Annotated in this window: 7 protein-coding genes; 3 read left to right on the top strand and 4 right to left on the bottom strand. The window is 60.6% G+C overall.

Annotation, left to right across the window (positions count from 1 at the left end):
* Window positions 1-284: 284 nt before the first annotated feature.
* Window positions 285-2,480 carry an excinuclease ABC subunit UvrB gene (gene uvrB, locus DMZ65_RS09305; protein ID WP_116598639.1) on the top strand — a complete coding sequence of 732 codons (2,196 nt, stop codon included), beginning with the start codon at window positions 285-287 and terminating at the stop codon, window positions 2,478-2,480.
* A 256-nt stretch (window positions 2,481-2,736) separates the two neighbouring features.
* Window positions 2,737-3,060 carry a hypothetical protein gene (locus DMZ65_RS09310; protein WP_116598640.1) on the top strand — a complete coding sequence of 108 codons (324 nt, stop codon included), beginning with the start codon at window positions 2,737-2,739 and terminating at the stop codon, window positions 3,058-3,060.
* Between the two features lie 180 nt (window positions 3,061-3,240).
* Here DMZ65_RS09310 and DMZ65_RS09315 read toward each other — a convergent pair whose 3' ends face one another.
* Entirely contained in the window at window positions 3,241-4,308 is a 1,068-nt protein-coding gene (locus tag DMZ65_RS09315) for a diaminopropionate ammonia-lyase (protein ID WP_116598641.1), read from the bottom strand.
* A gap of 246 nt (window positions 4,309-4,554) precedes the next feature.
* Between DMZ65_RS09315 and DMZ65_RS09320 the strand changes: the two genes are divergently transcribed.
* On the top strand, window positions 4,555-8,934 hold the full coding sequence (locus DMZ65_RS09320; RefSeq protein WP_116598642.1) for an ExeM/NucH family extracellular endonuclease: 4,380 nt from the start codon (window positions 4,555-4,557) through the stop codon (window positions 8,932-8,934).
* 82 nt (window positions 8,935-9,016) lie between these two features.
* On the opposite strand, the gene gph is transcribed toward DMZ65_RS09320, so the two are convergent.
* The 3 genes from gph to prpE form a co-directional block, all read right to left on the bottom strand.
* The gene (gph, locus tag DMZ65_RS09325; RefSeq protein WP_116598743.1) at window positions 9,017-9,688 is read right to left on the bottom strand and encodes a phosphoglycolate phosphatase; all 672 of its coding nucleotides are present in this window, start codon (window positions 9,686-9,688) and stop codon (window positions 9,017-9,019) included.
* Complete coding sequence (locus DMZ65_RS09330; RefSeq protein ID WP_116598643.1) at window positions 9,688-10,242, bottom strand: thioredoxin family protein; 555 nt, start codon at window positions 10,240-10,242, stop codon at window positions 9,688-9,690. The genes gph and DMZ65_RS09330 overlap by 1 nt, the downstream gene beginning before the upstream one ends.
* Window positions 10,243-10,336: 94 nt before the next feature.
* Entirely contained in the window at window positions 10,337-12,226 is a 1,890-nt protein-coding gene (prpE, locus tag DMZ65_RS09335; RefSeq protein WP_116598644.1) for a propionate-CoA ligase PrpE, read from the bottom strand.
* Window positions 12,227-12,332 lie beyond the last annotated feature (106 nt).

Genomic DNA, 12,332 nt, shown 5'->3' on the forward strand with positions numbered 1-12,332 from the left:
CGGCAAGCCGGGTATTCAGGACAAACTGTTGCATAAGGCCGCAAGGCCGGATCAGAGATTAAAGCGGTGTTGGGGGAGTGAGTGGAATACCTGCCCTGAACCTGCTGATCCGGCGCTTGCTTCACAACAGGTAAGGACCGGGTCCGCCCTTGGGCAAGCCCAAAGCGACAGAGTTAAGACTAAAGGACAGGCCCGCGACCGGTTCCTGACAGGTTTTGTCAGGGTGTGGGGTTGAAAGGCGCGGCAAAGCGATCAAGTTTGTCACTTCTGAAAGGCCATAGCACATGCACAACAACTCTCCTGAACAGATGCCGATGATGCACGCCCCCGCGCCCGATATGCGGGTGCGCGAAAAGCTGGAAGGCGGCCAGCGGTTTGTGATGCAGACAGAGTTTTCTCCGGCGGGCGATCAGCCCACTGCGATCGTGGAACTGTCAGAGGGCGTCAATACAGGCGAGCGCGATCAGGTGCTGTTGGGGGCCACGGGCACCGGCAAGACCTTCACCATGGCCAAGGTGATCGAGGAAACCCAGCGTCCCGCCATCATCCTTGCGCCCAACAAGACGCTGGCTGCGCAATTGTATGGCGAGTTCAAGCAGTTCTTCCCTGACAACTCCGTCGAGTATTTCGTCAGCTATTACGACTACTACCAGCCCGAGGCCTATGTCGCGCGGTCCGACACCTATATCGAGAAGGAAAGCCAGATCAACGAACAGATCGACCGGATGCGCCACTCGGCCACGCGGGCTTTGTTGGAGCGTGACGATGTGATCATCGTGGCCTCGGTCTCGTGCATTTACGGGATCGGTTCGGTCGAGACCTACGGCGCGATGACGCAGGATCTGTTTGTCGGCAAGGAATATGACCAGCGCAAGGTCATGGCCGATCTGGTGGCCCAGCAATACAAGCGCAACGATCAGGCGTTCCAGCGCGGCTCTTTCCGGGTGCGTGGCGATTCGCTGGAAATCTTCCCGGCCCACCTTGAAGACCGCGCCTGGCGGCTGTCCTTCTTCGGCGACGAGCTGGAGGGCATCACCGAGTTCGATCCGCTGACAGGTGAAAAGACCGGCAGTTTCGACCGTATCCGCGTTTATGCCAATAGCCACTATGTCACCCCGCGCCCGACGATGAATCAGGCCATTATCGGCATCAAGAAAGAGCTGCGGATGCGGCTGGATCAGCTTGTGGGCGAGGGCAAATTGCTGGAAGCGCAGCGGTTGGAGCAGCGCACCAATTTCGATCTGGAAATGTTGGAGGCCACCGGCGTCTGCAACGGGATCGAGAACTATTCGCGCTATCTGACAGGCCGTGCGCCGGGTGAACCGCCGCCCACGCTGTTCGAATTCATCCCCGACAATGCCATCGTCTTTGCCGACGAATCCCATGTCAGCGTTCCGCAGATTGGCGGCATGTATAAAGGTGACTTCAGGCGCAAGATGACGCTGGCCGAGCATGGATTTAGGCTGCCCTCCTGCATGGATAACCGCCCGCTGAAGTTCGAGGAATGGGACGCGATGCGCCCGCAATCGGTGTTTGTCTCTGCCACCCCCGCGAAATGGGAGCTGGAGCAGACCGGCGGCGTCTTCACCGAGCAGGTGATCCGCCCCACGGGTCTGCTTGACCCGCAGGTCGAAATCCGGCCTGTCGAAATGCAGGTGGACGATCTGCTGGACGAGGTGCGCAAGGTTGCCGCCGATGGGTTCCGCACGCTGGTGACGACACTGACAAAGCGTATGGCCGAGGATCTGACCGAATACATGCACGAACAGGGCATCCGTGTGCGCTATATGCATTCGGATATCGACACGATCGAGCGGATCGAGATTCTGCGCGACCTGCGTCTGGGTGCCTTTGACGTGCTGATCGGCATCAACCTGCTGCGCGAGGGGCTGGATATTCCCGAATGCGGGCTGGTGGCCATTCTGGACGCCGACAAGGAAGGATTCCTGCGGTCGGAAACCTCGCTGATCCAGACCATCGGGCGGGCCGCGCGGAACGCCGAAGGCCGCGTCATCATGTATGCCGACCGGATCACCGGCAGCATGGAACGCGCGCTGTCAGAGACCAATCGCCGCCGCGACAAGCAGATTGCCTATAACAAGGAACATGGCATCACGCCCGCGACGATCAAGAAGAATGTCGATGACATCCTGCAAGGGCTGTACAAGGGCGATGTGGACATGAGCCGCGTGACGGCCAAGATCGACCCGAAGCAGGCAGGGTCCAACCTGGCCGCCGTGCTGGACGGGTTGCGCACGGATATGCGCAAAGCCGCCGAGAACCTGGAATTCGAAGAGGCCGCGCGCCTGCGTGACGAGGTCAAGCGGCTGGAGGCCGTCGATCTTGCCTTGCATGACGATCCGATGGCCCGGCAATCAGCGGTCGAGGCCGCGTCCGATGCCGCTACAAAAGCCCGCGGGCGCAGCACGGCGGGCAGGCCCGGACAGCATGGCGGCAACGTCAAGCGACGCAAGCGATAGGCGAGCCGCGATCTTGCCGCCTCTGAAACGACGGGGCTGAAAGGCGCTTGCCTGCGCTTTGGCGGTTTTTTGCTCAAACGACCAAAAATATGGCGAGTAGGCCGATTTTCGAGATGCTCGGGATCTTATGTCTTCTTGTTGTCATCCTGCTCGGATAGGTTGATCTGGCATCGGTGCCCAATGCTGAATCGATGCGGCGCAATTGGAGGAGGAGCGTGCTATGAACCCGTTAAGCCAAGGTTACCAATTTAGTGCAATGTGGTGGCGATTTTGCGGGAATATCGCGGAAACCAATCTGCGCGTTTTGCAGACCATGACCCAGACGGGGGTCAAGAGGGCGAATATGGCGGCTGTCCCGATGCTGGCCTTCGGAGTCTATGCAGCAAGGTCAATCACGCCCGTACAGGACACGGTGGCCCCGTCGCCCTCGGCCCTGAGCGTTGCGCGGCAGAATGCGCATAGGATGGGCGTTGAAGCGTCTCCGCCCGACGTGCCCGTCTTTGCACCTTTGAGCCATCGTCAGGCGCAGGACAAGAACCTGCCCTTTGCCGACAGCGAAACATGCGCACGCGCGGTCTGACGCCTCAAACGCTGCCCTGCGTCGCGGATGGCACGAGTGGGCAGGCAAGAGCCGGCCATAAAAATACCGGAAGAAGGGCCCTGCGGAGTGATTGTTCTGCCCTGCGCAGGCAGCGCGTGTTCGGCGGTGGTGCGGACCAGATGCCATGTTTTCTGAACAAGCGCGGCTATGGCAGCGCCCTCAGGTCTCGGGGCCTTCGGTGACGAAGGCAAGCACTCGGCTGGAGTCGTCCAACCGCAATGCTTGCCTGTGTGGTTCGGACAACAACAGCGCAGCCAGCCCGGCACCGCCGGAGGGCGTTGTTTCCAGATCATGCGCAGCAAGGCGCGGTAGCGTCCGTGCCACCGCATCGTCCGACAGGGTGACTGCCATATCTGCGTCGCGGGCAAGCCCTTTTAACGCGATCAGTGATGGTTCCTTGCAGTCCAGCCGCCCCATGATGGAGACAGGTCCGGTGGTCGTGATGGCGCGCCCCTCTGTCAGGGACGCCGCAATGGCGGGGGCAGCGTCCGGTTCCACGATTATAATGCCGGGCGCATCGCCCCAATTTCTGCGGGTAAACGCGGCAACAGCGGCGGCCAATCCACCGACGCCGGCTTGTACAAAGACATGTGTGGGCGCATCCGCGATCTGATCCGCGATCTCTGCCATCAGCGCGAGGTATCCTTGCATCAACCGCCAGGGCCGGTCGGTATAACCTTGCCAACTGCTGTCGGACAGAAGCCGCCAGCCGTTATCCTCGGCGGCTTTTGCGGCAGCGGCCATGCTGGCCTCATACTCGGCACCTTCGCGGATCACCTTCGCGCCTTTTTCCGTCAGTCGCCGGGCAAAGCTCTCGGGCACGGTTTCGGCGATATAGATCACCGCCTGCGCCCCGAAAAGCCGTGCCCCTGCTGCGACGGACATTCCGTGATTGCCCGCACTGGCGGTCACATAGGTGGTGCCGCGCAGCGCCTCTTCCAGTGGAAGGGCACCGGTTTGCACCGCGTCATCGGCGATCACATAAGCCGCGCCAAGCGCCTTGAAACTGCCAAGACCCATTCGCCCGCGTTCGTCTTTCACGCTAAGCTGCGCGATGCCTGTCGCGCGCGCCAGTTCCGGCAGACTGCGCAGCGGCGTGGGCGCATAGGCCGGGCAGCGCGCCAACAGGGCAAGCGGTTTTGACGCGTCGTCGGACGGATAGTCGATCTCTTCAGGCAGAGCGATGCCAGAATCGAGTTTCCGGAACAGATTGGGACTTAGCTGCACAATTTAGCCTTTCTGATCAGGACCGCACTAAGTGAGGCCAGCATTCCCTCTCGTCGTCAATCCCCCATAAGGCGCTTTCTGTCATGTCATGGGACATGCCGTGCCGCAAAATAGCGGTTCGCAAAACACAATGCCCGGAGTCAGTTGCCGTAACGGCAGTTAACTTTTTGTCGCAAGTGAGCCGAAACTGTCACAAACTGTCTGGATACTAACTTTGATTCAAATTGCGGCCTGGGGGGTCATCACATGTCATACTGGTGGAAATCATTCGTTTTTGGCACGAACGGCGGCGACAAGCTGATTGGGTCTGCATTCAATGACCGCATTTTTGGCTTTGGCCGCGACGATACGATCGAAGCGGGGGCCGGAGATGACATCGTTTTTGGTGGCAGAGGCGATGACGTCATCAATGGTGGCGCGGGCAATGATCTGCTGAACGGCGGGCGCGGGTTCGATACGGCGGTCTACGAGGGTGGCATTGGCGATTATGAGATCACCATGCCCACGCGCGGGCCGTGGTGGTCGTTTGGCCGCTGGTCCCCAACGACCGTCAAATCCACCGGGGATGTTGCCGATACCGGGACTGACAAGCTTTGGGGGATCGAGGCGCTTTATTTCAAGGGCGACGATTTCACCTTCTACCTGAACGGTCAGAACAATGACGTGCTTGCCGGGGATGACGCGCTGTCGGCGGGTGAAAACGAGGTTCTGGTTGTTGCTGCGGCTGATTTGCTGGCAAATGATCGCGAGTTTGACGGCGACACGATGACCGTGACGGATGTGAGCGCGACCGCGACCGCAGGCACCTCTGTCAGCCTGTCTGGCGGGCAAGTGACCTATGATCCCGGCACGGCGTTTGATGCTTTGGCAGAGGGCGAGACGGCCACTGACAGCTTTGCCTACACCGTGGATGACGGCAAGGGCGGCACCGATACCGCCACCGTGACAGTGACCATCACGGGCGCAAACGACGCCCCCGTGATCGCAGCACTGGCCGCCGTTACCATCGACGAAAACACCGTGGACGTGGCCGCCGCGATCAGTGCCACGGATGTGGACAGCGCCAGCCTCAGCTTCAGCCTGTCCGGCGCGGATGCGGGCCTGTTCCAGATCGACAGCATCACCGGAGCACTGTCCTTCGTCGTGGCCCCGGATTTCGAGGCTCCCGGCGATGCGAACGGCGACAACATCTATAACGTGACGGTGAGCGTCAGCGACGGTATGGACAGCGATAGCGCCGATATTGCCGTGACCGTGGCCGATGTGGTGGAACTGCCGCCGCTCGATGCGCGGGTGAACGAATTCCACTACGACAATGCCGGTGCCGATACCGGAGAGTTTGTCGAGATCCGCCTGGCAGCGGGCACCGATCCGTCGCGCCTGTCGCTGGAGCTGTATAACGGCAGCAGCGGGGCGCTTTACGATAGCTTTGCCTTGCCGGGCACACCGGCTGGCAGTGACGGGGCCTATGATTATTATGTGATCGACACCCCCGGATTGCAGAACGGATCACCCGACGGCATCGCGCTGATCGGTGACGGTGCAGTGGTGGAATTTCTCAGCTATGAAGGAACGCTGACCGCCGCAGACGGCACCGCTTCGGGTCAAGTCTCGACCGATGTCGGCGTGGCAGAGGCCGGATCGACCCCGGCAGGCCAATCGCTGCAACGCAATGACGATGGCACATGGCGCGGACCAGAGGATGAGACGCGCGGGCTGGACAACGATTTTGTGCCGACACCCGAGATCGTCATCACCGAGATCATGCAGAACCCGTCTGCCGTGTCGGATTCCAGTGGCGAGTATTTCGAGGTCTACAATGCCGGGTCGGGCGATGTCGATCTGAACGGATGGACCATCTCGGATAATGATTTCGACAGCCATGTGATCGACAATGGCGGGCCGCTTGTGGTGCCGGCAGGCGGTTACCTCGTGTTTGGTAACAATGCCGATATGGCCACCAATGGCGGCGTGAATGTGGATTACGCCTATAGCGGCATCGCGCTGGCCAATGGGGCCGACGAGGTGGTGCTGACCTCGCCCGACTTTGGCGAGATTGACCGCGTGGAATATGATGGCGGCCCGGCCTTCCCGGACCCCAACGGCGCGTCGATGGAACTGGTCGATCTGGCGGCGGACAATAATGACGGTGCCAACTGGACAACGGCCGTGGCGGGTTTTGGCGATGGCGATCTTGGCACGCCGGGGGCGGCCAACGGCGCTGCACCTGCGGCCTTTGCAGGCCGTATCAACGAATTTCATTATGACAATGCCGGCAGCGATGTCGGTGAATTTGTCGAAATCCGTGTCGAGGCAGGCAGCGACGTGTCGCTGGCGTCGGTTACGCTGTATAACGGCAATGGCGGCGCAAGCTATGCGACCTATGACTTCCCGACTGCTGCGGCCTCGTCGGATGGCACCTATGATTACTATGTCATCGAAACGCCCGGCATCCAGAACGGTAATGACGGCATTGCCCTGTCCAATGACGGCACGCTGGTCGAATTTATCAGCTACGAGGGCAGCTTCACGGCCGTCGGTGGCCCGGCGGATGGTGTCGCGGCAAGTGACGTTGTGGTCAGCGAAACCACGAGCACCCCGGCCGGGCAGTCACTTCAGCGCAACGATGATGGCACATGGCGCGGGCCAGAGGCCGAGACGCGCGGAGAGGCCAATGACGCGGATGTGACGCCTCCGGGTGAGTTGGTGTTGATTTCGCAGATCCAGGGCGCAGGCTCCATGTCGCCCTTCGACGGGCTGGGCGTGACTGTCAACGCGGTTGTCACCTATATCGGCGCGGGCGGCTTTTTCCTTCAGGAAGAGGATGCCGATGCTGACGCGGATGCGGCGACGTCCGAAGGCATTTTTGTCTTCGCAGGCGGGGCGACCCTGCCATCGCTGGGCGACCGGGTCAGCGTTTCCGGCACGGTGGACGAATTCTTTGGCCTGACGCAGATCACCTCTGTCACCGACATCACGGTGGAACTTGGCAACCAGCCGATGCCCACCGCGGCAGAGATCCTGCTGGATCCGGCGGTCTCGCAGGACTTCGAGGCGGTAGAAGGGATGCGCATCTCTCTTGACAGCGGGGTGGCAGGCGAGCGCATCACCGTCACGCAGAATTTCAATCTGGACCGATTTGGCGAGATCACCGTCTCGGCTGGCAATCAGGTGCAGGGCACTCAGTTGTTCGATGCCCAGACCGAGGCCGCGCAGGTGGCGGCGGTGAATCAGGGCAACGTCAACAACCGGCTTCTGATCGACGATGGCGCAGGCGGATCCAACCCGACCGAATTTGCCTATATCCCGGTCGAAGCGGCATTTGACAACGGCAATGGCTATCTCGATAGCGGTGATACCTTCACGAGCGACGGACCGACGCTGCGCCTTGGGGCAGAGATCGACGGGCCGACCACGGGCGTCATGTCCTACGGCTTTGGCGCTTACCGGATGCTGGTGGATGGGCAGTTGAACATCGACCAGTCCACCAATACCGGCGCGCGTGTTGCAACGCCGGAAGATGTGGGCGGCACGCTTCAGGTCGGTGCGTTCAATGTGCTGAACTACTTCACCACGCTGGGCAGTCGCGGGGCCAACAGCGCGGGCGATCTGGCGCGCCAGACCGCCGCCACGGTTGAATCGATGCTGACGTCAGGCGTGGATGTCTTTGCCTTGCAGGAGATCGAGAATAACGGCTTTGGCGCAGACTCTGCCATGCAGACACTGACCGACGCGCTGAACCTGTCCACAGAGACCGGGGCGAATTTCTCGGTTGTTGATCCCACGGGCGGTGGGGGCGGCATGCTGGGAACAGATGCGATTACCACCGGGATCGTCTATGACACGACCAAGGTAACGCTGATGGCCAGCGATTTCCTTGTGTTTGACGAACCCTCGGCGGCGGCGACATTCGCGCTGGCAGAGGTGTTGCACCCGTTTGTACCGGCCGGCGACCAGATCGATGATTTCCAACGCTCGCGCCCGGCCGTTGCCGCCACCTTCATGGACAATGACAGCGGCGAGGTCTTCACCGTTGTTTCTGTTCATTTCAAGTCCAAGGGTGACAGCAATTTGCAAGACCTCGCAGAGGCGGCGCAAGCCTATCTGGATGGCGGCGGCACGGGCTTTACCCAGGCCGATGTGGATGCGCTGACCAGTGATCCCAATTACGATGCCGGCGACGGTCAGGGGTTCTGGAACGGCGTGCGCACGGATGCCGCGGACGAGCTTCAGGATTGGCTGGGCAATACCTATCAGGGCGGCGTCAGCAGCTATGTCGTGCTGGGGGATTTCAACGCCTATGCGCAGGAAGACCCGGTGCAAAGCCTGCGGGATGCCACGGACACGACCGATCTGATCGACACGTTCATCGGGCAAGAGAATGCCTATAGTTTCGTGTTCGACGGCCAGCGCGGTACGTTGGACCAGGCCATCGCATCGGATGAATTTGCGATGAATGTCACCGGGCTGACGGAATGGCACATCAATGCCGATGAGCCGGACCTGCTGAATTACTCGTCACAATTCAAAGACCCGGCCTTCTACAATGCCGATGTGTTCGCATCCTCGGATCATGATCCACTGATCCTGGGGTTGGACTTCAGCGACACCACGGTGATCGGCTAAGGTCGTCGTCCGACTTGCGCTTTGCCCCCGCCGGTTCAAATCGGCGGGGTTTTTCGAATTTGATCGCCATATGTGAGGTCAACTAACCGACTTGGCGTGCCGAGCCCTGCGCCAAAAGCTGTGTGACAAGGCCCGGAAGCTGCGCAAAATCATCGAAGCGTGCAGCGTGGGGCAGGGTCTCTGCCGGGCTCTTGCGATAGCCTTCGGTGTAGAGAAGAAAGGTGACGCCCGCGCGTCGTGCTGTTTCGGCATCCACCTCGCTGTCGCCCACATAAATCTGCGGGCCATCTTCCCCCAGCGCCGCGAACAGCATCGCCGGATCGGGTTTGCGGGTTGTCAGACTGTCACCGCCGATAACCGTGGCAAACAGGCTTTCCAGCCCGAAATGTGCCAACACGTCACGCGCGGCGCGCTCTGGTTTGTTGGTGCACAGCGTCAGCCGATGCCCGGACGCCGAAAGCGTGTCCAAGGCGGCCCGCACCTGTGGATAAAGCACCGTGTAGGCGCTGCCCGCCTTGGTGTAATGGGCCAGAACGCAAGCGGTCAGGGCATCATGCCGTGCCATCCCCATGTCGCGCGCTTCGATGACCAGTTTAACCAGATGCGGCAAGCCGTTGCCGATGAAACCGGTCACTTCGGCAAGCGTCAACATCTCGGCACCCTCATCGGTCAGCATCGCATTGACGGCATGGGCGATGTCCGGGGCACTGTCGATCAGTGTTCCGTCCAGATCAAAGGCGATTGTTGCGACCATCAGGCGGCTTTCCACTTGATCGAACACCCCATCGAGGCGATTTGTTCAGGCGGTCCAAGACCGGTTTCGGCTATTTCGCGCATCGCCTCATACAGATCGCGGCGCACGTCCGCTGCGGCAGGACGCGCGCCCGAGGCATCCAGCCGCCCGCGATATTGTAGCTGCAAATCGGCATTGAAGCCGAAGAAATCCGGCGTACAGGCCGCGTTGTAGGCGCGCGCCACGGATTGGTCCGCGTCATGTAGATAGGGGAAGGGAAAACCGGCATCCGCCGCAAATTTCACCATATTGTCGAAGCTGTCAGCCGGATGGCTTTCGGCATCATTGGAACAGATCGCCGCCACGCCGATCCCCAGCTTTTCCAGATCACGCGCGTCGCGCACGATCCTGTCGCGCACCGCAATGACATAGGGGCAATGATTGCAGATGAACATCAGCAGCATCCCTTTCGGGCCGCGAATATCGCTTAGCGCATGGTGCCGGCCATCGGTGCCGGGCAAGGTGAAGTCGGCGGCAGGCCAACCGAAATCACATACGGGGGGAGTTGTGGCCACGGAAACCTCCTGTTGGGGTTGAGGCTGCAACTGTCCTATGTGTCCTTGCAAAACGCAAGGCGGGCGACCCGGAGGGGGCGCCCGGTATCGGGAACTACTTCGCGTATCCGATGGTTGTCAGTGCGTTGCGGATCTCGTCCAGAATTACCGGGTCGTCAATCGTTGCTGGTGCCTTGAACTCTGCACTGTCGGCGATCTTGACCATCGTGGCGCGCAGGATCTTGCCCGACCGCGTCTTTGGCAGCCGGTCCACGACGAGGCACAGCTTGAACGCCGCAACCGGGCCGATCTTTTCGCGCACCAGTTTGACGCATTCCGTGGTAATTTCGTCATGCGGCCGGTTCACGCCCTTGGTCAGGCAGACAAAGCCCATGGGCAATTGCCCTTTAAGCTGATCGGTGACGCCGATAACGGCGCATTCGGCAACATCCGGATGCGCGGCCAGCACCTCTTCCATGCCACCGGTGGACAGGCGATGGCCCGCCACGTTGATCACGTCATCCGTGCGCGCCATGATATAAAGATAGCCGTCCTCGTCGATCATTCCCGCATCACCGGTCTCATAGTAGCCGGGGAAGTGTTCAAGATAGGACTTGCGGAACCGGTCTTCGGCATTCCAAAGGTTGGGCAACGTGCCCGGAGGCAGCGGCAGCTTGACCGCAATGGCACCCAGCTCTCCGGTTTTGACCGGCTGGCCCGCCTCGTCCAGGATCTGCACGTCATAGCCCGGCATCGGAACCGACGGCGAGCCGATCTTCACGGGCAGCTTTTCGATCCCCGCAGGCATGCCCGCGATGGTCCAGCCGGTTTCGGTCTGCCACCAGTGATCGTAGATCGGCTTGTCCAGAACCTTCTGCGCCCATTCGATCGTGTCCGGATCGGCGCGCTCGCCCGCGAGATAAACAGCCGTCAGGTTGGACAGGTCATACTTCTTGACGAATTCGCCTTTGGGATCTTCCCGCTTGACGGCGCGTAGCGCAGTCGGCGCGGTGAAGAAGCTGCGCACCTTGTATTCTTCGATGATCCGCCAGAACGTACCTGCGTCGGGGGTGCCGACGGGCTTGCCCTCGAACACGATGGTGGTGTTGCCGTGGATCAGCGGCGCGTAGCAGATATAGCTGTGGCCCACGACCCAGCCGACATCCGACGCCGCCCAGAACACATCTCCCGGATCGACATTATAGATGTTTTTCATGGACCAGTTCAGCGCCACCAACTGCCCGCCGGTGTGGCGGATCACGCCTTTTGGCGCGCCCGTCGTGCCAGAGGTATACAGGATATAGGCCGGATGATTGCCCTCGACGGGCACACACTCCGCCGGTTCGACACCGTATTGAAAGCCGTGCCAGTTGACGTCGCGGCCTTCCTTCAGGTGTGCCACTTCCTGTTCGCGCTGGAAAATCACGCAGAAATCGGGCTTGTGCGCGGCCTGATCAATGGCACCGTCCAGCAGGGGTTTGTAATGCACCACGCGGCCCGGCTCTATCCCGCAGGAGGCGGCGATGATCGCCTTGGGTTTGGCGTCGTCGATCCGCACTGCCAGTTCGCTTGCGGAAAATCCGCCAAAGACTACCGAATGGATGGCACCAAGGCGGGCGCAGGCCAGCATCGCCTCCAGTGCTTCGGGGATCATCGGCATGTAGATGATGACGCGGTCGCCCTTTTCGATCCCCTTGGCACGCAGCGCACCGGCAAGGGTGGCGACACGGTTTCGCAGCTCGACATAGGTGATTTCGCGCTTGGAGCGTGTGACAGGGCTGTCATGGATAATCGCCGCCTGATCGCCGCGCCCGGCCTCGACATGGCGATCAACCGCGTTCCAGCAGGTGTTGACCATGCCATCCGCGAACCATTCGTAAAGGTCATCGCCCTTGTCGAACAGCGCCTTGCTGGGCGCGCGGTCCCAGTCGATGCCTTCCGCGGCCTGCATCCAGAATGCTTCCGGATCGGCCTTCCAGCTGTCGTAGACGTCCTTGTATGCCATTGTATCCCTCCTCAAGAGCTGAATCGGTGTTACGGGCAAGCAGTCAATTCAGACAAGCCTGTTAGCGTTTGCAGCGTCAGAATGGCGCGCAAAATTTGCAGAAATC

This window comes from Primorskyibacter marinus (assembly GCF_003313245.1).
Taxonomy (GTDB): domain Bacteria; phylum Pseudomonadota; class Alphaproteobacteria; order Rhodobacterales; family Rhodobacteraceae; genus Primorskyibacter; species Primorskyibacter marinus.